The organism is Planctopirus hydrillae, assembly GCF_001707835.1.
GTDB classification, from domain to species: Bacteria; Planctomycetota; Planctomycetia; order Planctomycetales; family Planctomycetaceae; genus Planctopirus; species Planctopirus hydrillae.
The window spans coordinates 46,218-72,391 of record NZ_LYDR01000055.1; the positions used below are offsets into that span (position 1 = coordinate 46,218).

The following is a 26,174-nucleotide window of genomic DNA, read 5'->3' on the forward strand; positions in this document are numbered from 1 at the left end:
GCAACACAGTTGCTATCAGGCCGGTGCTGGATCACCGGCAGGATGATCTGTGCGCACTACTTTGGATTTGCACGGAGTGAACCATTGCGATAGGCCGCTGCCATGGCCAGTGGAATCTGCGCTTCCGCCAGCACCACTTTCGCCTGGTTTTCGACAGTGAGCGCCCGCATTTCCTGTTCGGCAGCCACGGCCCGAGCTCGTCGCTCTTCGGCTTTAGCACGGGCAATTCGTTTGTCGGCTTCTGCCTGATCGGCCTGCAGCCGGGCACCAATGTTGTCACCCACGTCGATATCGGCAATGTCGATCGAGACAATCTCATAAGCGGTCTGCGAATCGAGACCCTTATCCAGCACGGCCTTGGCGATCAGTGAAGGATTCGAGAGGACATCGTAATGGGTCTGGCATGAGCCAATCGCCGAGACGATTCCTTCACCCACGCGGGCAATCACCGTGTCTTCGGTCGCTCCACCCACCAGTTGCGAGATATTGGTTCGCACAGTGACACGGGCTTTGGCCTTGAGTTGAATCCCATTACGAGCCACCCCATCGAGTGTCGTGCGGCCGAAGTGAGCCGGATCGGGGCAATCAATCACCTTGGGATCAACACTCGTGCGAACGGCTTCCAACACATTGCGGCCCGCGAGATCAATGGCCGAAGCGGTATCCCAGTCGAGGTCGATATTCGCCCGGTGAGCCACAATCAAGGCACGGACGACTGTGTTGATATTCCCGCCAGCCAGCATGTGGGCTTCAAGCTTGGTACGCGTGATGCCGGAAATTCCCGACTGGGTGGACATGATGAGTGCATCGACAATCTGCGGAGGATTGATCTTTCGCAGCGACATGAAGAGCAGCGAAAAAGGATTGATCCGAACACCAGCAAAAGACGCCCGCAACCACAGGTTGAAGTACGAAGCCAGGGCGATGAAGAGAATAATGCCAATGATCGCGAGGAAGATCACTCCCACGATGATCAAAGCTGTAATGATCTCATTCATTTAGGTTTTCCCTGGGTTTCGCTGAAAGAAAGAGCTTGAATCGAACGGGAGTCGCCACACATCGTCTGATCAGGCAGACAAGCCCGTCCTGAGGTAACGCGTATTCTAGGGAAGTGGATCATTCACTCGCAAGACGCTGGCACCGACATCTGTTCAAAAACCTGAACAGCGATGCGATGTCGCACTCTCAGAAATCAAAGTCTCAGCATTGTGGCTCATCAGGACATTCAAAATTTGCGCGGCTTGAGTCCTCATGGCCGATACACAACCGCTCAGAATTTGACCTGGCGACTTCCGGCCATATCCTTTGGCCGAGGCTCCAGGCCTTCCATCGACTGAGCGTCCGGTCGGTCTCGGCCCACTTTGACCGTATGCTTACCAGTCGAATAGACCCGTGGCTGGAAGCGGGTTCCCTGCACGCGGACTGTATAAAGAATATCTGCCGTCGCTTCTTCAATCACCTGAACCACAGGATTCTCAACCCCTTCGAAGATCAGTTCCGGCAGCCAGCCTTGAATCGCGCGACCATCGTTGGCATCAAGCGCAATGGTCACTGGCCAGCCGGGGAACTGGGCTTTGTCTCCTTCGCTGACCTTTGAAAACCGCGGCCAGCACTCGAACGTAATCTTTCGCGACTTCTTGTCGAAACGGATCAGGCCGTAGCCATCGGCCCTTTGCTGTTCGTTCTGAATGTTCTCGGGGTTGGCGTAGGCCAGCATGCTGATCGGATTGCCAAGTCCATCTTTGAAATCACCAGTCCAGGGCAATGGGCTGTTCGGAACAGGATTCGGCCCGGCCTGCTCATCCAGCGGATGCCACCAGCGACCATAGATTGTGTTCACAAGGGCGGGACTGGTGAAACCAAATGGGCCATCGCCGAACGTCTCAATACCATGCTTGACGACGACCGCCAGGTGCTGGTCGCCACAGAGATGCGGAGCCCACGCGCAACGAATCTCGCGGAGAGCACGATTGCGACCACTTTGCGGCCAGCCATTGCAGTCGAGATCGGCCAGCAGCCGGCTGTTCGGTCCGCCATGCATATGGACCGCTCCGCAAAAGGCGGTCGCAGAAAGAACACATTTCATCTCGGCACCGCCGCTGTAATCCTGCGACCACTCGTGCAGGAACTTCTCCTGTCGCGGGCCAAGCAGTTCGAGACCAGGCAGGTCAATGCTCTTCGGGTCATACGAGGGATCATTGATATGGTCAGGACGCGGCCCCATCTGCGGGATCATGCCTGCCGGACCCGTCTTGAACTTACGATCTTCAAGAATGGCAAAGTCGATTCCACCCACTGTCATTCGCGTGAAATAGACCGAAATATCCCGGTTCACTGGCGCGGGATCGGGTGTATCGGGCAGATGCCACGATTGCTGCCGCTGGACCTGATTGACATAAGCCACAGGGTACCGATAACCACCGTCGGCATCTCCTTCGATGTGTGATTGACCACCTTCTTCGCCCCAGAGATTCGGGTGGCCGACATCGTGATCGTCGGGAATACAGACCGTGGGCCGGTCGCGGATGATGTCGCGGAACTGCAAGCCGAATTCAATCCAGCCGGCGGTGTGTTCGGTATGGCGATAGGTCTGATCACCTCCAAAGAAAAGGACGTCGGGATCCTGAGCGCGGAGGTTATCGACAATCTCTGTGCGTGGTCCGATGGTGCGACTGCTGTTACAGCTCATGTTGGCGACAACAATCACCTCTTTTTCGACGGGGTCGCGACGAATCAGGCCTTCGAACATGGCCTTCTCGCCGTGACGCACTCGATAGGGGACGCTCTTTGAACCATCCCAGCCCTCGACGCGAAAATGGGCATCCCAACCCGGATAAAGCACCTCAGTTCTGGCGATCTCCTTCCAGTCTTCGCCTGCGGGTCGAACTTCGAGTCGGGCGACACGCTCTTCATCGGGCTTTAGTGGAAAGAGCTGGGCACTCAGCTTCAGCACGCCATTCTGCTGCGTGTAATACGCGAAGCAGACCACCTCATCACGCGGCACATTCATCGAAGGCGGTGCCGATGGCCCACCAGCCGCTTTGGCCTTCCCCTTGGCGTTCTTGTTCGCATTGGGAGTTGCCGCCAGCGCCCCTTTGTTCCACCACTCGCCAGTCGTCAGCGATTCCAGGTTGGGATACTTCTCACCAAACGGTGGCACGGCAGCGGCAAAAGCACGGGAAACATAAGCCTGCCCCAAAAGAAAAACCGGAGCAATCTTCAGCAGCAGGCGGCGTGTCAATTTCATGGGTGGACTCTGAAGAGGTTTTGCATGAGAGGTGTTAAGCGTCTTGAAGCATCGACAGTACTACATCATCAGTGTCAATGTCAGACCAACGAGGAAAATCAATGCGGCGTCCGATCAATCGTTATGATACATCAACTTGATGTCCCTGAAACCAGGAGTCTAACCCTCGGTGCCAACCTTCAAGATGACATCACCAGAGCTGCTTGAAAAATTCAGTTCAAAGCCATTGGCCATTTTTTGATATCGAACCATTTTCCCGTCGATTGGTGTCAATGAATTTTCACCCTCGCGGAGGACTCTTAAGGCCTGTTCCAGTAATTGACGACGAATATGCAGTTGCTCTTCACGAGTGATGACATTTCCAATTGATGGCAGAACCGTGATGGTTAGGCAGCGTTTCAAATCGGCCTTGTCCTTTAACTGTCTCGCAGCTTCAATCGACTTTTCAAATGCATCGACTTTTGCCTTTCGTTGATCGAACGGCAGGCTGGCAATTTGGGCCAGAGTATTGAAATCATCGCTAAGTTGCTTAATTTGTGCATCGATGTCGGCTATTGACAAAGTTTTGATCAACTCGGCCAGCCGTTGTCCTTGGCGATCCTCTGGCTTGGGATCCAGATTACAGGGAACACCCATCGACAGACAAAGCGCTGCAAACAGTTTTTCGGTTGAGGGCGAATTGCCCTGCTGTCGAATTTCGGCTTCGAGTTTTCGTTTCAACCAGGTACCAAAAATCTCGCCTTCCCATTGTATGGCAGTGGCAACCGTCACCGTTGGTGGCAGCAGTGCAAGTTCTTTTTCAAGACGATCCTGTTGATCTTTTGTTAACGCCGGAAGTTGGCGGGCCAGAAGGTCAATGGCGGCCTTTTCAATCGAGGCATCGACCAAAATCGAAATCAGAAGAGGACTGCTGGCACAATCCCGCGCCATTTTCAATGTTGCTAGTACATCATCAATCGCTGCATCTTTCTCACTCTCAGCAAATCGCTGTCGAGCCCTGAGCAGCGAAACTCGACTGAGGTCTCTCAATTTCTGGACGTGAGGTAGCAGTAATTCGGGGCCAGCGCTCATGTCCAGCTGCCAGTCACAAGAAGTCACGTGGCGGGCACGCTGCATTTCATGGAAGGCAATACGGTATTGCGCCAAAATTGGTTTTAGCTCATCCGAAACTGGTGCTTTATCGCTGGAAATGGCGGCTTCGAGAACCTTTTTCTGCTCTTCAGTCAGATTCGGGATCGCATAAAAGGCCTGCCAGTAGATAACAGCCGCGTTAGGAACAGTCGCCACCTTGACGACTGCCGGCGATTGAGGAACGACTTCAGCACGGAGGTGTGTCGAACTTAACCCAGATATCAGTGATCCCAGAATCAGCAGGTTCGTCATTCGTTTCATTGTACAGCTCCTTGCCTTAAAGAAAGAGGTTGAGATGAATCGTTAAAGACATGTTCCGGACATTGAGTCAGAAATCTTTCGAGGGACTCCTCTGACACAGACGCTGCTCGACGGAGTGCAATTAATGTTGGTACCGATGGAGAAATGGAGTCATCCACAACGATGACTGGAGCATCAGAGACAACCTGCGAAGGAGTGGGCAGGGTCGGATCGACAGATCTCGCGACTGAAGGCTGACTTGCTCTTGAGAAAAATGGGATAAAAAGACCCACCATCACCAGAATACCGACGGCAATCAGTATGGCGCTCACGAACGCTTTGACAGGGTATCGCTTTCTCCTGGGTATATCTGAATTCAATGAAAGAAGGGGTTGCTCAATGAGAGCCACACGGGCTGAATCAACTTCAGGTTTTGCGGTCCTTAAGGCCCCTGTGAGATTCTGCAATTCCACGAAACGCTCCTGGCATCCTGCACATTGGCCAAGATGCTCCCGGAGTTCGCGGGATTCGCTTTCCATCAGGCAGCCAGCAGCGTGCAGGCTGATCTCCTCAAGGCGAGTTTCACAAGGTGTGAGTGAATTGTGCATCATGATTTCACTCCTGATTCCCGGGTGTTCGAGAAAAGGTTCACGGTGATTTTTTGTTGCCGCAGTTTTTCCAGGCCGTGGTGAAGTCGCGATTTGACTGTTCCCAACGGAATACCGAGTGCTGCGGCTATGTCTTCGAGGGACGCCTCAGCAAAAAAACGAAGCTCGATCACCAAGCGGTGTTCATCGGGAAGCAAAGCGACAGCCTGACGCAGTTGTGATGCGTCTTCGTTCAGTTGCAACTGGTGAACAGGATCAATCGTTTCAGCCGTCATGAGAGGAGCAGTATCGAGAAGCCACGCATGAGGTTCTTGCAGTGACTTCTGTCTGAGCGATTTCAAAAATCGATGCCTTAAAATTCCGTACAACCACGTGGAAAACCGACACCGGCCATCGAACCGACCGATATAGCGCCAACCTTCCAGTAATGTCTCCTGTGCCAGATCCTCTGCGGACTGCTGGTCTCGGCAAAGAGTGAAGGCACAACGGAGCAACGACTCTGAGTGCCGGCGGGCAAGTTCTTGAAAATGACCTGATTCCCCCGCCTGTATGCGGCGAATCAGTTCGCTCTCAGAAAATGTGCCATGGACTTCCATGCCTTCTCATTCCCAGCTTCACAGAAAAAGGTTCAGCACAATCTCATGATTTTTCAGTTTTATTCAGAAAGACCTTGTTTAACTGTCCTTTGACAGTCAGATGAAATTCTCGTTGATCATCATCATGAAAGGCTTAGAATTCGCCAGAAGAGAGTCCGCATAGACGAAAAACCTGTCTCCAGCATGTCGTTCAAATCATGCCGTGTGGTTCGTGACGAAGAGGTCGTGGTCGATTCTCACGATTCCTGGATTTGAGGAGCTTTGTGGCCTCTGTCCTTGAGCTGGGCAAGTCGTTACAAAGAACTTTCGAACGGGCAATGACTTTGTTCTTTGCCACTCGGTTTTGTCTGATAGCTGATTTGTTGACACCACGGATTGACATCACCTCCTTTTCAGCGAGAAAGGCACGTGCTCATGCCTCGGTCGCGCGCTTTATACATTGTTGTTTCGGAAAACCTCAAAGAGGTCACGCGCTGTCTGAATTGTTTGTTCCTCGGAGGAGTTTGCGTCTTTCTGGGAGGCCAAGTCACTCTGTGGGCCGAGACTTTGCCTGGACGCGAGATTCTGGATCTTTCGCTGGTTCCACCGGTGATTCAGACCCGTCCCGGGCCCGAGTATTCGCCCGAGCAGCTTGACTACTCGATGACCATCGGGATCGAGCGCACGCCCAAAGGACGTTTGTGGGCCGCCTGGGTCGCGGGTGGAGACAGCGAGAAAGGGTTTTTTGTGCTGGGTCTGAGTGATGACGATGGCAAGAACTGGAAGTCGCCACAACTGGTGATCGATCCACCCGAAGCACCCACCGGTTTGAAGCGTCGGATTCTTGTCGGAAACCTATGGACTGATCCTGCTGGCAGACTCTGGCTCTTTTTTGATCAGTCGATGGGCTATTTTGATGGTCGTGCCGGGAACTGGGCAATCACGTGCGATGACCCTGATGCTGAGTCTCCTGTCTGGTCGACTCCTCGCCGGATCTGGGATGGTTGTACGCTCAATAAACCGACCGTCCTCAAGTCGGGAGAGTGGATGCTTCCCGTTTCATTATGGGATCGCGGCAAGATCGGCCCTGCGGAACTCAAAACCGCTGCTCCAGAACTCGACCCTTACCGCAAGGCCAATGTCCTCGTTTCCCACGATCAGGGAAAAACGTGGAACTATCGTGGCGGAGTCGCCTTTCCTGGCCCGCAGTTTGACGAACATATGATTGTTGAACGCAAGGATGGCACACTCTGGATGCTGGCCCGCACCACCGAAGGGATGTTTGAAAGTCTCTCGCAAGATCAGGGAAAGACCTGGAGCCAGCCGGAAATGGCGATGCCGCATATCCCGACGAGATTTCATATCCGGCGGTTGGCTTCAGGAAACCTGCTGCTGGTCAGGCATGGCCAGGTGGATGAACGCACAAAACATCGGACACGACTGATGGCGTTCCTCTCACACGATGAGGGCCAGACCTGGGAGGGCGGACTGATGCTGGATGACCGGGGAGGCGTTTCCTACCCGGATGGTTTTCAGGCTCCCGATGGAAGAATCTACATTTCGTATGACCGCGAGCGGGCGAAAGAGCGGGAAGTGCTGCTGGCTGTTTTTCGGGAAGAGGATGTGGCAGCCGAAAAAATTGTTTCACACGATGCACGCCTGCGGGGAGTGATCACCAAAGCCATGGGCGGCCTTCTCGAATCAAAATTACCCGGCGTGAAAAAAGCCCCCTTCGCGCAGCCCGTTGACGTGAAACTTCTCGCCATGGTCGAAGGTTCGCAGGGTCAATGGAAAGACAAAGCTCTGCAGAACGCGAAACTCGACCGTACGACGATTGCCTATGATGGCATCACACCGAACAAATTGGTCTGCGACACGACGCTGCGTCAGTTGCCGGACAAATCATGGGCACTCTACCTGCTGGCGGGTGATGACATCGAACCATCGCCAGGGAATTACATCGGCGTCGTCAAAAGTCTCGATCAGGGCAAGACCTGGTCTGCGATCGAGGAGGTTCCCACCGGTCTGCCGCGCAGTGGTCTCACCAGTGGACAAGGTGCGACCGAGGTGATGGTGCATCGCGCCAAGTTGACCATGTTCTTTTCGACGCACTCTGAGACGTGGGGCCGAAACTGGCAATCATGGATCATGACCAGCCCCAATCAGGGCCGGGCCTGGAGCAAACCCGGATTGCTGCCAGGACGATTGGGCCAGTTCACGTTTATTCGCAACCACATCGTCACCAGGGATGGGCGAATTATGGTTCCCTTCCAGCATTATGAAGGGCCGGGACCAGATGTTCCTCCGCCACCCGCGGAAGATCGCCCCTGGCACAAGGCGCTAAGGCATTATGTGAGCAATCCGCGAAACGGAGTGCTCATCAGCAGTGATCAGGGGAAAACCTGGACAGAGCACGGCAACATCCGTCTGACAACAGATGATCGCTACCATGGCTGGGCCGAGAACAATATCGTCGAGCTGGACGACGGTACGATCAAAATGATCATTCGTGGGGATCGACTGGGTGGTGTGCTTTACATGGCCGAATCAATAGATGGCGGCAAGACCTGGCCAGATTTTGCGCAAAAGACCGAGATTCCGAATCCTGGCTCGAAGGCGACCATTTACAAGCTGCGTGATAATGGTGTCGCCATGCTGCATAATCCCAATTCCAGTCACCGCAGTCCCCTTTCCTTATGGGTCAGCTATGATGGGATGAAAACATGGCCTTATCGAAGGGTGCTGGTTAAAGAGTCTTCAGATGGCCCAAAGGGGCGACTGAATTATCCGGATGGGTTTGTCAGCGAGGATGGTTATCTCCACTTTGCTTACGACGACAACCGCCACCGAGCTGTTTATTACGGCGCCAAACTTCCCCAGATTGCGATTGACGAAAATTCTCCATAAGCACGGCATCAGCTATTCAATAGATATCGTCGCTATGAACTCACTTTGAGCGAGATTTTCCGCCTCCATTTGGGGTAGTCATCGCTCAGGAGTTTTTGAGGCCAGGTGCCGTACCAGGCATAGCCGTTGCGTCGTTCGTAGCCGATCTTGGCCAGCGTTGCTTGAGGAACCCCGTCACGATCAACAAAGACGGGCTGATTGGTCTCGATCTGATAGAAGCGAGCCCATAATGGAGGGGCATGTTCATCCGCCACCACCACTCGATTGATCCCCTCGGGGCCTTTTTCATCCTTTTCGATCTCCACTCGAATGCCTGTGAGTTTTGACTTCTTAAACCACTCAACAGCGGCATCAACAGACTGCACAATCTCGGGCGATGGATCTTCAATGCTCATCAGAAATCGAGTGATTCCTGCCGATTCGCACCCGCTGAGCGTGGCCAATTCGAATGTGCGGGCTGGCCGCGGGCGAAAATCGATTTCGTCGTGCTGAGCGCACCAGACTGTCAATGTGCCATTAACCCGGATCTGGCACTTGAGGATGCAGTCGATTCCCCGGCTGACGGCGTCACTTGCCGCCTGGCGTCGATGGTCATCGACAAAGTCGTAGGTAACGGATGTCGCGACTTCCCGCAGCAACTCAAGCAGACGCACCATCGCACCATCATTGAATGTGATATAGCGATGATAGCCCGCACCCGGCGGTGAGAATTGGGGCCAGCCGCCGTTTGTGTATTGTCCCTTCAGGATAGAGTCGAGGCCACGGTCAAACGACTGGTGGTACTTGGAATCTTTTGTGGCCTTATAGATACGAGCCAGAAATCGCAATTCATCGGTCGTCGCCCCGTTATCGTAGGTCCCTTTGAGCTGCGAGCGATCGCCGGTAAAGGGAGCGGCCGTTGTATCAACATTCTTGGGCCAGCCTCCGGTTTCACTCTGAAACGAAAGAATATGCCGGGCAATTCGCCGCGCCTCATCTCCGGCAAACCAGCCATCGCTCTTCTTGAGAAAATCCTTCGGCCGAGCATCCGCGATTCCAGCGACCAGCAGCAAGGCAGCGATAACAAGCCCGCATCGAAAGATCATCGAACTAACCCTTTGCGTATCTGCTACCTGCAGGAATTAACTCGTGTCGAAGAATTTCAGCGATCTATCGGCCAGAGCGTCTCGGGTTTTCTGTGGGTCTGGTAAGAATTTCCGCCAACGCATGAAGAACCAAACGAATGCAAAACTGGCGATTGCAAGTCACTTCTCAACGCACCTTTACCAGGCGCGAACTGTTCATATAATACGAAGGCAATCACCATCCCCAGTGAAGTATAAATTTCCTAGATGGGCTGAGCGGGTGTCCAACGGACCGTCGAAGCTTGATCCATCACCGTACGAACCAGTGAAGGCTCAAAGTATGCCATGTTCCAGAGCCGTGGATCCACAAGCGTTTAGAGAAAGTCGAACAATTAATCGTTGTCCGCGATCTGATTGAATTACTAGCGAACCCTCTCCCGGTGACGACAAACCTCGCACCAGCACTGACCAGCGAAGGCCTATGCCTTTGTATTGGATTGGAGTACTACTAAATTCTTGAAGAGCCATAATTAGAGTATGATTCCGGACTTTCCATCGGCTTACGCCACACTTCACAGAATGATGACGATGGATCGTCCACTGCAGATCCACTCGACTTCACCTCCTTAGTGCTTCACATTGTTTGCCGATGTTTTATGTGTGAATAGAGATCGAGTCTCCACCGTTCTCGCCGACGTGAAAACTGATACTTCCGTCAGGGTTTTGCCGAATCTGGGCGTTACCACTCGTCTGAACGAAGGCACCACGCCCTGCTTCAATCGCTGTGTTTTTGGTAGTCAACTTACTCGAATTACCGACGATTGCCGCCCCCTGAATGCTACCAAAAGTTATCGCGTCAGGAGCGTGCAATTTTGATTGTTGGATTGAAAGGACTCCGTTGGCTGCAAGAGCATCGATGACGGTGGCAGCTTTCATTGTGACACCGTGAACTCGGATTGCGTTCTCAATTTCCACTGCGAGAGTCTGTGTGGGCAAAGGCTGCGCCGCGTGTCGCTTGAGTATGTCGTACACCGCATTACAAGCGACGCCGAGACCAATCTGCTGAAGCAGCGAAAGCAAATCATCCATCTGCGATCCATTTCGTGTTAGAAGAACGTTTAGCGTAATCGATAAGCGAAGGTTGCCGTTAATTAAAAAGTCGGCGTGAATCTCCATTCCGATTCGCATAACTATTAACAACGAACCAGGGTAAATCACCAAATCTTGCCAACAGCTCGTTTATAGCCTCCGTGTCGCTCGTGCGTAAGGTCTCTGAATTCGTCCGATCCATCGTGTTGAAACTGGTTGAGAGTTTTTCGATCATTTAGTGTGAAATCAGCCGATACGGTGGTGGATTTTTCGTTTCGGATTTTCCCAAATCCGTACTTATTGCGCCCATTGTCACCCGCGTGGGGTGCGTTGGTTGTCAAACCATTCGTTTGTTACTGCCAAGTTGGCTATTCGAATTTTGGATGAAACGGTTCCTAGGCATTCGATGCGGGTTCAATCAGTTCCAGAACTCTCGTTAATTCTTCACGAGTGATTATCAGCTCACAGAGTTTCTTTGGACCTTTCTCTGAAGCGTCCGTCATGACGCTCAACGTAATGACCTCACCAGCACCGATTCGCTGGGTCCCAGAGTCGGAAAATTGCAAATAGCGTTCACTGACAATGCATGGTATCGCAAAGTCGCCGTGCTCCTTACGCCATCGTTCTTGCCATGTGCTCAAGGGCATCCTCTTTTGAATGAAGGGTATTCAATCCACGCAAGTGGGGTAGAATTTTGCCGAAGTGTGCCGGTCGGGAACGGTCTTGGTAATTCTGAATAATCATATCATGAAACAAGTTGCTACGAAACGCTGACAGAACTCCCATGCTACACCGCTCTTGGCTATCGTGCGAGACCGCAGTTTTCTTGATTTGACGGTGGCTGCGACAAGATTCTTCCCGTTCGTGTCATGGGTTGGCTTCGCGGCGTGTTTGTGTGCCAAGCTATGCCTGGGCCAACACTGCCTCGGTGAGTGGAATGATCCTGTCCAGGGTTGGTGAACGCTTCGAGGATGAACTGAAGAGCTGGTGGGTTGCGCAAAGCCTTTACGCCACCCTGCAGAACTGGTTTTGACGATGCTTTTGTTTCATGTGTTGAGTATCTCCTATTCCCCTTGTGGTCGGATCCAGTCGCCTTTTTTGTTGATATAGCCCTGTTTGCGGTCCAAGGCGACTTCTGCGACGCCGTGGCGAAAGCCGTCGTAGATCCAGCCGTATCGACCCGGAACCACTGCTTGGCCCGAGCGATCGATGAAACCCCAACCTTCTTCGCCAAGCTTGACGCCAGCGAGGCCTTCCGAAAAATCGTTGGCATACTCGAATCGTGGGGTAATGGCCCACTCGCCGCGCTTGTCGATGTAGCCGCAGAGCCGGTTTTTGTAAGCTCTGGCCAGCCCTTCGGAGAAAGCAGCGGCGTACTCAAATTGCGGCTCAATGACGACCTGTCCCTCAGCATTCACATAGCCATACAGACCCTGCTTGCGGAAAGGAATGAGTTCGTCCTGCTCGCCCGTTGCGTAGTGTTCGGGAGGAGGTTCGGGAACACGATTGCCGTTACGGTCAATAAACTTGTAATGGCACTCGACCCCCACGTCGGCAATCAGACTGAGCAGGATTCCCTTGTAAGTGGCAACTCCCACCCGGGCGACACCATTGCGAAAATCTTCTGCCACATCGAACTGTGGTTGAATGACGACCTGGCCCGTCTTGTCGATGTAGCCCAGTTTGTCGGGGTAGCGTTTAACCTGGAATTTGGCCAGGCCCTCGGAGAAGGAACCCACGCTGATAAATTGCGGCTCAATGACCATGCGCCCCGTTGTGTCAATGAACCCCCACTGGCCTTGCCTCTGAACGGCTGCAAGTCCATCATGAAAAGGTAGCGCCCTTTCGAAGGCCGGTTTGATTACAAGGTGACCAGCGGGATCCATGAACCCGGTTTGGCCCTTGACAGTCACAACAAAGAGGGGTGGCCCAACAGGTTCGACTCGTTCGGGAGGAACCAGTTGCGAGTATGAAGCAGATGGGATAAAGAACATCAGCACAATCGCTGCGAGAATCGGTATTCGCATCATGTTCTCCAAGGTTCTGACTAACGAACAGGCTCAATCGCAGCGGGTGCCGAGTGAATATTGAGTGTTATAAATCTTGCGTGCTTCTGTTATTGGAAGCTGTGCTCGGCGCTTTGTGTGTATGACGGTGATTTGTGACATGTGCCAACAGACCGAGAGCACATAGCACGATACCGCCAATGAAGGGGGGTAAGCCCCAGGTGAGCAATTGAATGCCCATCTTGCGATTCTCGCCAGGACCAATGTCCGCAAGGATTCCGAGAAACCCGAGAGCAGCAAAACCGAGGGGTAGCAATGAGATCAGAAGACTGATCATTCCCAGGGCGAGCGAGATGGTTTTGAGATGCCGCACAGCCCTGCTCCAGACAAAAGTTTGTACGCAGTCGATTCACAAAAAACTACCGCTTGAGCTTAACTTGTGAGCGAATATTCGACTGTCGCTAGACTGCATTGCCTCATCACAGATTGCGGATGCGGGATGAAAATGTCAATTTTTTCCGCCTGCCGGTCCAATTCGTTGCGACCGGTCGTGGACTGAGAGGTCCCGGGAAACGGAGCTGCCATAAACGCCTTACCACCTTACAGGACTGTCAGGTAGATCAGATTGATTTTCTGAGCCGCATCGTATATTCGATTATGCGAATGTACACGGACTCGAATGTAAGGGCAGGTCGTGATGTTGGAGTCGCTGCGGCAATTCAAGGCGGGGATTTTTCAGGCACTTGGCCACCCGACACGGGTGGCCGTTGTCGAGTTTCTGAGTCATGGCGAAATGTCGGTCGGCGTGCTCTGCGAAAAGATCGGTGTGGAACAGGCCAATATCTCCCAGCATCTGGCCATCCTGCGAAACAAACACATCGTCGAAACCCGCAGGGATGGCAACCAGATCTTCTACCGCCTGCGTGATCCCCTGTTGGGTGAGGTGTTGGAGAAAATGCGTGAGTACTTCTTCGCCCACCTCGGTGAAGTGATGGAGATGATGCAGGAAGAGAAAAAGGGAGCGAAAAAGTCCGAACAGAAGGCCAGGCGATGAGACGTGGCCACTCCCTCCACACCATCTGGCAGTATTGTCACCGGCCAGTACAACCCATCTGGGGCACACTTCTTCCATTGTTTTCAGCCATTTCTGCTGAACTGCTTCCGCCTCTTGCAGGAAAACCACTCTAATGGTCAGGGCTATTCTCGATCCCACTTCCATGGCACTGTTGCTGCTGGCGTGGCCGCTGATTCTTAATCTGCTGACGATTATCAAGGCAAAATCGAAGCTCTCGTTTTACTCGATTTCGATCGTATCCACCGCCTGTATTGCGGCGATTGCGATTCTGCATGGCCCTGAAAGCGGTTCGATTCGTCTCGGGAACTGGATTTCGTTCTCTCTGGACAGATCTTCATGGATGTTCGTAATTGTCGTCTATCTCTGCTGGAGCGTCACATTACTTTATTCAGTGGGTTATATATCTGCTCATCTCTCGGATCAGGCAGTCGCATTTCATAAGTACATGAATGCGACCGTGGGATTATCAGTCGGGGCCGGGCTTTCGGATAACTTCTTTACACTCTTGTTCTTCTACACTGCGGCTATACCAACGATTGTTCCGCTGATCACTCTCAGAGGAGGAGACGCCGCCCATCGGGCGGCAAGATTCTATGTCAGATCGACACTTTGGCCAGTCCTGCTCATTGTGCTGCCTGTCGTGGCATGGAATTTTCCACTGGGCACCCCTTTTGAACTCATCAGTATCACAGACTACGGATGGAGCCATAGCAAGGCGTCCATCATTCTCGCTCTGATCATTGTGGGGTTGTCGAAGAACTGTGTCGCTCCGTTCCACTTATGGCTACCCACTGTTTCTATCGCACCGGCACCTGTGACGGCCATGATTCACTCGGTCGCGTCTGTGCAGGTGGGAAGCATTGTTTTGTTCAAGATCGCCAAGCATGTTTACGGCATGGAATTGCTGCGTGAACTGAGTGATCACTTCTTTGAGACAGGTTGGCTGATGTACCTGTGTGGGTTTACGGCTATCTACACAGCGTATCGAGCGTGGAAAACGCCCGATTTGAAAGAGCGGTTTTCGTTCTCGACGGTGGGCCAGTTATCCTATATCATCACGGCAATTTTGGTCGGAACTCCGCAGAGTATGCAGGGGGCCATGCTGCATATCATTACGCACTCGATTGCCAAACTCGGATTGTTCTTTTGTGCCGGGGCGTTTCTTACATCCTTTGGAAGTGTTCAGGCCCCTCAAGTGGGCAACGCCATTCCCGGTCGGCGGTGGCTCGGCGTTGCGGGCGTGCTCTTCGGGTTATCTATCAGCGGCTTTCCATTTTTTGCCGGCTACTACAGCAAGGACATCATGCTGCTGGAGGAAGTTCATCGTCACCATTATGCGGCTGCAGGCTTTTTACTCATCGGTAGTTTTCTCAACTTTGTCTATATCTACCCTCTGATTCGAGCCACAATTCGGCGAGCAACGACAGCCACGCCTTCCCCGGCTCCTCTGCCTTTCGCCATGGCCGCCGCAATTGTTACATGCGTGGTATTTATCATTACGCTTTCGGCAAGTGCTTTTGTCTTGATGCGATTTGTGACTGTGTAGTTGCGACAGGCCGGGTAAGGGGCTTTCCAGTTGATGTCTATCTTCAGATGCATATCCATGCAGGTTTGCAAATTCTTAAGTAGCATCCCGCGATAATGCCGCTCGTTGATAGAACCCCCAACCTGTTTGAACTCACCCTCATCCCGGCCTTCTCCCGTCGGAACGGGAGAAGGAGTGAGTCAGTCCCTGGGGGATTCTGGTGGTGGGGGGAGTTTCTGGTCAACTTTGAGAATCGGTTCGTTCTGGCCATCCGCACGCAGTGATCCGGTTTGCAGAAACCGCAGGGCGTGTTCGCCGACGGCCTGATCACGCATCATCAGTGCGTGGATGACCGGGATCGTGATGAAGTCTGCTGCTCCGGGGAGGCGCGTGCTGGACACCTCCACGGTCCCGTCGTCATCCCCTGCAATGAACGGGTTCCAGCCTTTTCCGTCGCCACGAACACCGGCAATGATGGCAAATTCACACGGTGGAATCGGCAGACTGGGGATCACTCCCTCAGGATCAGTCACAAGCTGTTGACCTGCCGGCCCGAAGACGGTTTTGAAAAGCAATGTTCCTTTCAAATGGTCAGCCATCCTCGCTCCCTGATTGGGAGTGCCCAGCATGACGAGCCGGCCAATGCGGGGATCATGATATTTCTCGAAGTAAGCCCGCGTCACCAGTCCACCCATACTGTGAACAACGAGATGAATCTTTTCGACACCTTCCAGCCCGCTGATGCATTGATGCAGGTACTCGGCACAATCACGAATATCAATCTGAGTACTGGGATAATCAAACTCCAGCCCGGTCATGTCATGCTTTTCCGCCAGACGTGCCAGTGTCGACATGGATTTGGATGAGCGGACGATCCCGTGCACGAAAATGACGACCGTGCCAGACATCGACGGAATGTTGTCCTTCTTTCGCAGTTCGTTCAGAGCACTATGGCAAGCTTCGAGCGTCCCACTGGCCAGACGTCGATCGTGGCTGTCGAGTAATCGATAGTGACCCGTGAAGACGTTCTTTTGAATTCGGAAATGATGGAAGAAATGGACATCACCCCAGAATTGGCGTCCGCCCAAAGTGCTCGACCAGATGCTTCCTTTGGGGTCACGAAACAGAGCGGCCATGGGATCATCCTCGCCAGCAGGAGTTTCGGCAGACTGGGCCTCCACCAGAGATTTCACCAATGACAATCCGTTGGGAGGAAGAACTTCAGCGCGTCGGTCCAATGGTGGCTGGCCTGCCTGCTTTGGGGCTGAGGCCTGTTCCTGGCCTGCTGCCGATACCGTGGTCAAAGCCACTGTGCACAGCCAGGCGACGCGAGCAGAGTCTGCCAAAGAGGAATTCAACAGTTGCCGAAAAAGTTTCTGCATGCCTGAACTCCCGGAAGTCGCCAATTCACGAAATCAAACTGAGATAAAAATTGAACTCGAAGATGAAGAGTGCTTTCTCAGCCATCCACTCACATTGAACGTCCAGCAGGCGATTGTCCAGAACCATTACAAAGTCTTGAGGTATTCCAGGAGAGCTTTCTTCTCATCGGCAGTCAGTGCATTGGGGTAATCGTGCCCGACAGATGACTTGCCTTTGAGCTTCGTCTCGAAGTAGCGGCGTCTTTCGGCAGGAATTTTGATACCCGTCGGCAATCGGCCAAACTCTTCCACTTCGAGACCCACTTTGTTTGTATCGTAACCATTTTCAGTTCGTTTCCAGACGGCAGGGCGATTCTCAGGATGGAGGACATGCCAGAGTGTAGGAACACTGCCATTGTGAAAGTAAGGAGCACTGGCCCAGATACCGACAAGTGGGGGTGCCACATAACCCGCAGGCTCGATGATCACTGGATGATTGCCATAATCGCTCATCCAGCCATCTTTCATCCATTGGCGATGTGTCGCCGTTAATGCCTGCAGTCGAACGGGATCAGTGGCGACATCGCCGATCGGAATCGTCTTCTGTTCGTACTTCACGACATCGCGTTTGGCTGAAGTGAGTGCATTCAGCGGAGTATCGGCGGGAAATTCCCGATCTGAAACGAGGGTTCCCTGGCCATAATTGCCATGACAACTGGCACAGTTTTTCTCGAAGACTGATCGGCCTGAGGCGGCCAGTGTGTCATCGATGGGGAAGGGATAGGCCGGTGCCTCGACAGATTCGATCCATTTTTCAATGGCTCGGAAATCATTCTCCCAACTGTAGATTGTCGATTGACCGTTCACCGGCAAGAGCATGAACTGCATGAGAGGGCGGTGATACCTGGGAGCAAAGCCATCGCAGTAGAGTGAGGTTTTATATTTGACATTCCAGAAGGGTGGAGCATCGACATCGTGATGAATGACTGGCGGAACTGTCCGTGCCAGATCAACCGACATATCCGGGCGGCGGAAGGTGCCCAGGATCACTCCAAAGATGACGGAATTGGTCGTGCCGTTGGTCACATTCAGCGGAATCGTCAGTGATGCAGTTTCCAGGTGTGCCAGAGTCTCTTTGTTAGCGAGCTTCACCTGCCGAAGATCTTCGGCAAGCGTTTGCAGGGCAAAGTGTGAATTGGGAAGACCAGCCTGTGATTGACCAGCCACTTTACCGCCGTGGCAGGCGAGACAGGTCATCACCCAGTTTCCGGATTCCGTTTTGAGATATCCCAGTGCAGGCGTACCAGAAACCACTTGCTCCTCGCTGGATTCGGCAGACTTCTGCTGAGGATCTTCGATCAAGCCGTAGTACGAGAAAAGAAGCTGCCGCTTTTCGCGCGGGGCAGCCTGGGCATATTTTGTCTTCCAGGGCTCGGGCCAGACCGTCCAGAGCTGCTCCAGGTGGCGATCATGAAAGTCTGCTGGAAGAAAAGGTTTGGATTTGAGAATCCGGTAGCCATCTTCTGCGGTGACTTCCTGAGTATTGGCCTGCTGGGAAATTGAGACAGTGGGTGAATCGCTGGCGTGGGTCATCGAGGTGAGACAACCAGCAATCAGTAGAACGGCCCACGCGAGAAGGAAGTTTGCAGGATGTCGTTGAATACTCATCCCGGAAGTTAATGGAGTATTGAGGATGGGTAGGGCATGCTTGCTCAGAGCCGCAAGCATGGCACGAAGCAGAAGACCCGCCAGCATGGCACGAAACAGACGCGTCGCAAGCAGAGTACAGAGGCGGCTCATTAACTGGTGATCTTCCCGTTGATCAAGATCAGCAACTGCTTCGTCCATGCGTTGTGGCGAGCAGGTCTGCGCCGGATTCGGGAATTGAGGTTCCAGCCGCTGGATTGACGCTGGAACTTCCTTCACCGGATAAGCTGTAGGGAGCACTCCCCATGCGAGGTGCATTTGCGAGGGCGTTGACAATGGCGTCGACATCGTAGACACATCCTCCCCAGGTTCCGCCTCCTAACTGCTGCAGTGCTGCCCAGAGCCTGGTATCGGCTGGAAGTTCTGGGTCTGGAGCCAATTTCGGGTGAGGTGTACGCCCTGCCAGAATTCTAGCACCATGTTCGGCTGTGAACGTGGCGTCACCTTCCCCAATGAAGTTTATACTTCCCGTCAAGTTCCGCGTATCGATCCGTACTTCGATGAGATCATGATCCCGGAGCTTGCCAATCGGGCCACCCGCGAGAGCTTCCGGGCCCACGTGACCAATGCAGGCCCCCGTCGAAACTCCCGAGAAGCGGGCATCAGTGATCAAAGTCACCTCTTTTCCGAAGGGGAGATATCTGAGGCTGGACGTGATCTGATACGTTTCTTCCATCCCACAGCCCAAGGGCCCACGCCCGGCAAGAATGAGAATATCTCCTGCCTGGACTGCGGGCTGAGACTGGCCTTTGACCGCACGAATCGCTTCCCGTTCCGTCGCAAAAAACCGCACGCGGCCAATCTTGTGATAGACACCATTCGCATCCAATGTGGATTTGTCGATCGAAGTCGCTTTAACCACAGAACCTTCGGGGGCAATGTTCCCGCGAGGGAAACAGACAGTGCTGGTCAATCCGCGAGCCTTCGCCTGAGCGGGAGGCATGACGACGTCATCGGGATCGACACCATCCCGCTCACGCAATACCTGACGGACGCGTTCACGACGTTCACTCTTTTCCCACCATTCGAGAACATCGCCGAGTGGTTTGCCGGTGGCTGTGAGAGCGTTAAGCCTGAGCAGGCCTAAAGCACGCAAATGGAGCATGAGTTCCGGAACACCACCCGCCAGGAAGAATCGCACAGTCGGGTGACCTACGGGGCCATTGGGAAGGCAATCGACCAACCTGGGTGTCGCCAGATTGATGCGGTTCCACTCTTCAACCTGGGGCCGCTCAAGACCGGCCGCAAAGGCGATAGCCGGGATATGCAGCAGCAGGTTCGTCGAGCCACCGCAGGCTGCGTGAACGACCATCGCATTATGGAGCGAATCGGCAGTGAGGATCTTGTTCATCGATAGACCCGTCAGCCGCTGAGTCACAACAGCTCTGGCCGATCGAACAGCAATATCCAGCCAGATCGGCTGGCCAGAAGGTGCCAGAGCGGCATGTGGTAAAGACATTCCCAGCGCTTCAGCCACAACTTGCGACGTGGCGGCTGTCCCGAGAAACTGGCAACCACCACCTGCTGAACCACAGGCGCGGCAACCTGCTTCGGCAGCATGTTCCAGCGAGATTTCGCCTTTGGCATAACGGGCACCGATGCTCTGGACTTTCCCGGTATCTTCGCCCGAAATTGGAGGCAAAGTGACTCCGCCAGGGACAATCACACACGGCAGATCGTGCATCGATGCCAGTGCCATCATCATGGCCGGAAGGCCTTTGTCGCATGTCGCCACACCCACAACACCTTCCCGGACAGGAAGTGACCTGATCAATCGGCGGAGCACAATGGCAGCATCATTCCGATAGGGCAGACTGTCCATCATCCCCGTTGTGCCCTGGGTACGGCCGTCACAAGGATCGCTGACATACCCGGCAAACGGCAATCCCTCCAGACGATCGATCTCTTCGGCGGCAGCACGCATCAACAGGCCAACTTCGTAATGGCCCGTGTGATAACCCAGAGCAATCGGGCGCCCATCTTCGCCGCGAATACCACCTTGCGTGCTCAGAATCAGGTATTGCGGCCTCAAAACTTCGGCGACAGGCCAGCCCATGCCCGCATTTTGAGTGAGACCAAACAGATCGCCACTGGGAGCATTCCTCAGCAGTTCATCGGTGAGTGGCAAAGCGCCTTGCGGGCCGGGGCCACGAGTTTCAATCTGCCAGAGATCAGGAGTCTGTGAATCGACAAGACTTTCAAAGGTCGCCGGTTGCATTGCGAGGCTTTCCCGATGATTCATTCCACGCGGAGTTCGAACGAGCCAACGTCAGCGTGCAGAATCGAAATCAACACCAGCAAAGCATCAACTGACGGCTTGCGAAATATGTTAGCACAAAGACGGAACGGGTGCGTGAGATCAACCCATCCTGAGGAAACCAGGGAAGCTCGTCAGGCCTCAATCACCAGATGGCTGCAGGGACGGGCCTGGCAGGGGAGGATATGGCCTTGTGCTCGCTCCTGTGGCGAAAGCGCTTCCTGGACATCCATCACCACTTCGCCACTGACGAGTCGAACCCGGCACTGACCACAAACACCCGAGCGGCAATCGTAAGGCCAGTCGAGTCCAGCCGCTTCAACCGCTTCGAGCAGATTGTTGTAGCCGCCTAAATCAATGGTTTGGCGGGACGATTGCAGCGTGGCTTGATAATCGCCCGAAGTTGCGGAGTGTGTGGCAAGCTGGTTTGAGGAGGTCGCTGCGGGAGTCGCTGGAGACTCCACAGGCAGAATCTCAGTCGCCTCTTTTTGTGCTGCTGGTGAGACGAAGGCTTCGGTAAAGATCTGATCGGCAGGGACTCCCAGCTCAGTCAGAAGCTCACGAGTGGCCTCCATCATGGCGTCGGGGCCGCATAAATAGACCTGACGCTGGGGCCAATCCTGCAGGCATTCACGAAGCCACGAGGTATTGATGCGCCCTTCGCCTCGCCGCCAGCCATCCGGCACCATCCAATCATCCATCTCTGGAGATCGTGTCAATGTGACGGCCACATGAAGATTGGGGAACCGTCGGGCGAGATGTCGTAATTCATCGTAAAAGATCAAATCTTTGGGTGAACGATCAACGACGAGAAAGTGGATTTCGCCGGGCCAGCAGGTATCGGTGAGGTAACGAGTCATCGACATGAGCGGTGTAATTCCCACACCACCCGAGATGAAAACCACACTTTTCGCCTGGCGACCATTAAAGAAGAACTTCCCACCGGGTGCCGAGATGGAAAGGAGATCGCCTTCGTGCAGGTGATCGTGCAGGTACCGCGAGACGAGGCCTTGTTCCTCCCGCTTGACGGAGATTTCGCAATAGCCCAGTTGGCTGGGAGATGATGCGATCGTATACGAGCGACTGACGAACTTTCCGTCGATAAGGACCTTCAATGTCAGGTATTGTCCGGGTTCAAAGGCAAACGGCAGATTGTTGCCATCGGGAGCCACGAAGCGAAAGGTCTTGACAAGAGAAGTTTCGTGAAAGACACGCGCCAGCTTGAGTTGACCTGTCCAGAACCTCGGCCGACCTGTCGTCGTGGCTGATGATTTGACAGAGGGGCGGGCGGGTGTGTGAGACCTGGAACGTTGCAGGAGCTTTTTCAGAGGAACTCGCATCAACAGAAAAGCGCCCAGCACGACGGCAAAGGCGAGTGGCTGGCGAATATCGGCCTTGACCTGCATGAAGTAATGGAGGACTGCCAGTCCTCCCACCAGGTACGCCAGGCGATGCAAGAGCTTCCAGCGCTGACCACCGATTCTATTGATCATGGCGTTTGTGGACGTGACGGCCAGAGGAACCATGAGCATCAGTGCCGTCATGCCGACCAGAAGAAACCTTCGCTTCGTAATCTCGTCGAAGGTACTCGACAGGCTCAGAGCGCGATCAAATCCAAAGTAGATTCCGAAGTGAATGGCAGCATAGAAGAAGCCAAACAATCCCAGAATCCGACGAAAGGCGACTGGAGTCGTCCAACCGGTGACCATTCGAAGTGGTGTCACAGCCAGGGACGCCATGATGAAGAGCAGTGAGACATAGCCTGTGGTATGAATGGCCTGTCCAATGGCGTTGCCACCCGTTTTGCCCTGTATCGCATCCCATCCCAGAAGCACCAGGGGGATGAGACCATTAATCATCAGCAGCAGCTTCCAGAACTGAATCTCACTCACGCGGTGGCCTTCCCGAGATGCATGGATGAACGCGGACAATTCCATTCCGTCATCGAAGCCAATGGAACGTTCCCCTGGTAGCTGCTCTCTGTTCGCTTCTCTCTTGCAGTTGAACTCTATCGGCTACAAGTGATTCAGTAGAATTTTCGCAGATTCATTCCTGTATAGAGAGAAGCCACCTGCTCTTCGTAACCGTTGAACATGAGGGTTTTGCGACGCCCGAGTTCGCCAATCCGCTGTTCAGTCGCCTGGCTCCAGCGGGGATGATCGACTTCCGGATTCACGTTTGCGAAGAAACCGTACTCGTGAGGGGCGAACCGATTCCAACTCGTCGGGGGCTCTTCGGCCACCAGCGAAATTTTGACGATGGATTTAATGCCTTTGAATCCGTACTTCCAGGGAACGACCAGCCTTACGGGAGCACCATCCTGTGGTGGCAATTCTTTGCCATACAGCCCCGTCGCGAGCAGAGCCAAAGGGTGCATGGCCTCGTCGAGCCGCAAACCTTCGACATAGGGCCAGTCGAGAACAGGCGAGGCCTGCCCCGGCATACGCACAGGATCAAACAATGTTTCGAACGCCACATACCTGGCTGCCGATTGAGGCTGAACAACTTCAAGAATTCGGGCTAAGGGAATTCCGGCCCACGGAATGACCATCGACCAGGCTTCAACACAACGCATGCGATAGATGCGTTCTTCGGGTGGGCTGAGTGCTTTCAGCGAATCCATGGTGAAGGTGGTGGGCTTATCGACCAACCCGCCGACTTCGATTTTCCAGCCCTCAGTTTTGAAATTTGCAGCAGCTCTGGCCACACCTTCTTTCGAAGTGGTGAACTCGTAGAAGTTGTTGTAATTGATAATGTCAATCTCGGGGGTTAAAGGTTCATCAACCTTGAACCCCTGGCTGGCCAGATTAGCATCCGTATCAGCAGGACGTACCAGCCCTTCAATAGCTGCGGTATTGGCCTCTTTCTGGGCCGGCTGTTTGAAGGCACGATACAGACCAATCGTGGCACCGACAGTCCCTAATGCAATGGCTGCCCGCATGATCTGCCGGCGATTGAAATAGAGTTCTGGCGGTGTAATTTCCGTATCAGAAATCTTTGGATCTGTGGACATTCCCACCTCACTCTCGACGTTTCAAAAGACGAATGTGGGCCAGCACTGACAGCCGGAAGGTTACTTCTTCTCGCCGGCCATGTCTGGCGCCATCATCGCGGGAGGTTTCATCTTATCATCACTTTTCATGGCTGGTGCCATCATACCATCTGACATTTTGGGATCTGCCATCATCTTTTCACCAGCCATCTTTTCGCCAGCCATTTTTTCACTGGGCATCATGCCATCATTCATCTTCGGCTCACTCATCTTCGGGTCATTCATCATGGGAGCCATGGCAGCACCACTTCCACCTGTGGGGGCGGAATTTGTAGTTGAGGCTGCCTGACCACAACCAACCACCAGACCCATTAAACCTGTGCTGGCCCACATCCAGACGATTCGACGATGCATGTGATTTTCCTCAATACCGGGTGAGCTGGATGCGAAGGGAGATTCTCGCAAGCTCACTCTTCTTGCCTTGAATTGGATTGGCCAGACAGGCCACATGACCATTGAGATCAGGAAGATGTGAGAAAGGTGACACGCCATACAAAATTCTTCGGAATTGCCTGCTGAAGTTGGGAAGCCACGCTAAAGGCTTGTGAAAACTGCAGGCGTCGATCTGTGATGTCGGGTGTCTCATGCGAACTGACGTGCCACGGGGAAGTCGGCCGATGATGCAGCAGGTTCAAATGGCGGGACGGAAAATAACAGGAGTGTAAGATTGCGGGACCATAAAAGAGCGAGGGGTTGGAAACCTTTCGATTTCCAACCCCGAGGCTCGTGCGATACCCTATTGAGTGTTCTTAGTGGAATTCGGGATCACGAAGAATCGAATTCGCAGAACGTTCTCCAAGGACATGGCCGCTACGAGACGGTGGCTCTAAGCCAGTCCGTCGACTGTCACTAGGATTTGCCACCTCGCTGGCGACTAGAACTAAGACAATTCAAACGACCACCTCCTTTCTACAGTTTATAGATCGTCCGCCGGATTCGATCGGGGTCACCTCCGATCACATCTCCAGCCGGTCTACCGTCGCACTACGTTTGTGCGAACTGTTCGAATTATTCACTGAGTTTCGAACATCGACAAGACCGTTTTAGCGAAGGAATCGCGAATTTTTGATTTTGATCGCCTGACTGGCCCTGCTTTTCCCAATCACAATTCTGAGAAGCTCCGTTGCTATGGCCCCTCTCCAGCAGCGATAATTCCAGAATTCTTAAAGATTTGGCAGGTAACAGACGTGACGAATCCTTCGGCTGATCGACGTGACTTTCTGACGGGTCGGCTGGCACAACAGATTGCTGCTGAAGCTGCTCTTCGATCTGCTGACTTGCCGAATTCAGAGGTACCAACTCGTGGGCCAGCCCTGCTGCTGCAGACCACAGCCATGGCCTGCCATTTCGATGTGATCCTGAATCCTGATGGGCCCGCCCTGCAAGTGGAAGCAGCTTCCGAGGCACTGGATCTGGTGCATCAGCTCGAAGCCATGATGACGATCTATCGTCCCGAAGCCGAGCTGGCGACCATTAACCAATCGGCCGCGCTTGAGCCTGTCGAAGTCAGCGGTGAACTGTTCGACCTGTTGATCGAAGCGCGGGATCTCGTTGCGAAAACGGAAGGGGCCTTTGATCCCACCACCGGGCCACTGATTGCCGTCTGGAGAACAGCTCGCAAGGAAGGCCGCCTGCCGAGTACAGCCGAACTGGAAGCTGCGCGGCAACTGACGGGCATGGACCAGATTCAGTTGGATGTGGCTTCAAAAACCGTCCGATATCGCCAGCCTGGTGTGGAGCTCAATCTGGGTGCCATTGGTAAAGGATATGCCGTCGATTGTGCCGGGAGGCATTTGAGTTCGCGCGGGATCGACCATTGGCTGGTGCATGGTGGAAAGAGCAGTGTCCTGGCTCTGGGAGACCATGCGGGGCATGGCGGCTGGCCTGTCGGATTGCGCGATCCTCTGCTGCCGCAACATTCGTGGGGCACGATTTTGTTAAAGAACCAGGCCCTGGGGACCAGCGGAACAGCCGCACAGGGGTTTCGAGTCGGTGGACGGCGGTATGGTCATATTCTGGACCCTCGGACGGGCTGGCCTGTCGAAAACGTCCTTTCCGTCAGCGTATTAACGGCACGAGCGGCCCTGGCCGACGCACTTTCCACGGCTTTTTTCGTGCTGGGGGTCGAAAAGACTCGACGTCTCTGTGATAATTCAACAGATGTCGGTGTGTTGTTGTTTACCCAGTCCAGTCGTCAGACGGCTGCGGAAGCCACAATCATCAACGTCCCTCCAGAGATTCTTTACCCTGCCCGCTCACCTGCCGCCTCATTCTGAGCTGATGGATTGAGTTCTCTGGATACTCCCAAGCTGGTGTGATGATGATGATCA

The 26,174-nt window shown here is 53.7% G+C and carries 17 protein-coding genes; 4 read left to right on the forward strand and 13 right to left on the reverse strand.

What is annotated here, in order from left to right; all coding sequences use genetic code 11:
* Positions 1-56 precede the first annotated feature (56 nt).
* The 4 genes from floA to A6X21_RS07120 form a co-directional block, all read right to left on the reverse strand.
* Positions 57-998 carry a flotillin-like protein FloA gene (gene floA, locus A6X21_RS07100; protein WP_068846908.1) on the reverse strand — a complete coding sequence of 314 codons (942 nt, stop codon included), beginning with the start codon at positions 996-998 and terminating at the stop codon, positions 57-59.
* 272 nt (positions 999-1,270) lie between these two features.
* Positions 1,271-3,247, reverse strand: coding sequence for a metallophosphoesterase family protein (locus tag A6X21_RS07105; protein WP_068846909.1), 1,977 nt, complete (start codon positions 3,245-3,247; stop codon positions 1,271-1,273).
* A 159-nt stretch (positions 3,248-3,406) separates the two neighbouring features.
* Positions 3,407-4,135, reverse strand: a complete 729-nt coding sequence (locus A6X21_RS24290) for a hypothetical protein (RefSeq protein WP_131818226.1) — start codon at positions 4,133-4,135, stop codon at positions 3,407-3,409.
* Positions 4,136-5,225: 1,090 nt separating this feature from the next.
* Complete coding sequence (locus A6X21_RS07120; RefSeq protein WP_068846912.1) at positions 5,226-5,822, reverse strand: RNA polymerase sigma factor; 597 nt, start codon at positions 5,820-5,822, stop codon at positions 5,226-5,228.
* Between the two features lie 414 nt (positions 5,823-6,236).
* Between A6X21_RS07120 and A6X21_RS07130 the strand changes: the two genes are divergently transcribed.
* The gene (locus tag A6X21_RS07130) at positions 6,237-8,708 is read left to right on the forward strand and encodes a sialidase family protein (protein WP_068846914.1); all 2,472 of its coding nucleotides are present in this window, start codon (positions 6,237-6,239) and stop codon (positions 8,706-8,708) included.
* Between the two features lie 32 nt (positions 8,709-8,740).
* Here A6X21_RS07130 and pelA read toward each other — a convergent pair whose 3' ends face one another.
* From pelA to A6X21_RS07150, 3 genes are all read right to left on the reverse strand, one after another.
* Positions 8,741-9,793 (reverse strand): pectate lyase, encoded by a 1,053-nt coding sequence (gene pelA / locus A6X21_RS07135; RefSeq protein ID WP_068846915.1) that lies wholly within the window; start codon positions 9,791-9,793, stop codon positions 8,741-8,743.
* Between the two features lie 633 nt (positions 9,794-10,426).
* Positions 10,427-10,861, reverse strand: a complete 435-nt coding sequence (locus A6X21_RS07140) for a hypothetical protein (protein WP_165603706.1) — start codon at positions 10,859-10,861, stop codon at positions 10,427-10,429.
* A 1,064-nt stretch (positions 10,862-11,925) separates the two neighbouring features.
* Positions 11,926-12,891, reverse strand: a complete 966-nt coding sequence (locus A6X21_RS07150) for a WG repeat-containing protein (protein WP_083233450.1) — start codon at positions 12,889-12,891, stop codon at positions 11,926-11,928.
* A 673-nt stretch (positions 12,892-13,564) separates the two neighbouring features.
* Between A6X21_RS07150 and A6X21_RS07160 the strand changes: the two genes are divergently transcribed.
* On the forward strand, positions 13,565-13,921 hold the full coding sequence (locus tag A6X21_RS07160; RefSeq protein WP_013112018.1) for an ArsR/SmtB family transcription factor: 357 nt from the start codon (positions 13,565-13,567) through the stop codon (positions 13,919-13,921).
* A 133-nt stretch (positions 13,922-14,054) separates the two neighbouring features.
* Positions 14,055-15,488 carry a complex I subunit 5 family protein gene (locus A6X21_RS07165; protein ID WP_068846920.1) on the forward strand — a complete coding sequence of 478 codons (1,434 nt, stop codon included), beginning with the start codon at positions 14,055-14,057 and terminating at the stop codon, positions 15,486-15,488.
* Positions 15,489-15,667: 179 nt separating this feature from the next.
* On the opposite strand, the gene A6X21_RS07170 is transcribed toward A6X21_RS07165, so the two are convergent.
* The 6 genes from A6X21_RS07170 to A6X21_RS07195 all read right to left on the reverse strand — a co-directional run bounded on the left by A6X21_RS07170 (position 15,668) and on the right by A6X21_RS07195 (position 24,198).
* Positions 15,668-16,849: an alpha/beta fold hydrolase gene (locus A6X21_RS07170; protein WP_068846921.1), complete on the reverse strand. Its 1,182-nt coding sequence runs from the start codon at positions 16,847-16,849 to the stop codon at positions 15,668-15,670.
* Between the two features lie 126 nt (positions 16,850-16,975).
* On the reverse strand, positions 16,976-18,676 hold the full coding sequence (locus A6X21_RS07175) for a c-type cytochrome (protein ID WP_240490195.1): 1,701 nt from the start codon (positions 18,674-18,676) through the stop codon (positions 16,976-16,978).
* Entirely contained in the window at positions 18,657-20,753 is a 2,097-nt protein-coding gene (locus A6X21_RS07180; RefSeq protein ID WP_068846922.1) for a YjhG/YagF family D-xylonate dehydratase, read from the reverse strand. The genes A6X21_RS07175 and A6X21_RS07180 overlap by 20 nt, the downstream gene beginning before the upstream one ends.
* A gap of 173 nt (positions 20,754-20,926) precedes the next feature.
* Complete coding sequence (gene msrQ / locus A6X21_RS07185) at positions 20,927-22,684, reverse strand: protein-methionine-sulfoxide reductase heme-binding subunit MsrQ (protein WP_068846923.1); 1,758 nt, start codon at positions 22,682-22,684, stop codon at positions 20,927-20,929.
* A gap of 134 nt (positions 22,685-22,818) precedes the next feature.
* Complete coding sequence (gene msrP / locus A6X21_RS07190; RefSeq protein WP_068846924.1) at positions 22,819-23,805, reverse strand: protein-methionine-sulfoxide reductase catalytic subunit MsrP; 987 nt, start codon at positions 23,803-23,805, stop codon at positions 22,819-22,821.
* A gap of 60 nt (positions 23,806-23,865) precedes the next feature.
* On the reverse strand, positions 23,866-24,198 hold the full coding sequence (locus A6X21_RS07195) for a hypothetical protein (protein ID WP_068846925.1): 333 nt from the start codon (positions 24,196-24,198) through the stop codon (positions 23,866-23,868).
* A gap of 833 nt (positions 24,199-25,031) precedes the next feature.
* Between A6X21_RS07195 and A6X21_RS07200 the strand changes: the two genes are divergently transcribed.
* Complete coding sequence (locus A6X21_RS07200; protein ID WP_068846926.1) at positions 25,032-26,120, forward strand: FAD:protein FMN transferase; 1,089 nt, start codon at positions 25,032-25,034, stop codon at positions 26,118-26,120.
* Positions 26,121-26,174 lie beyond the last annotated feature (54 nt).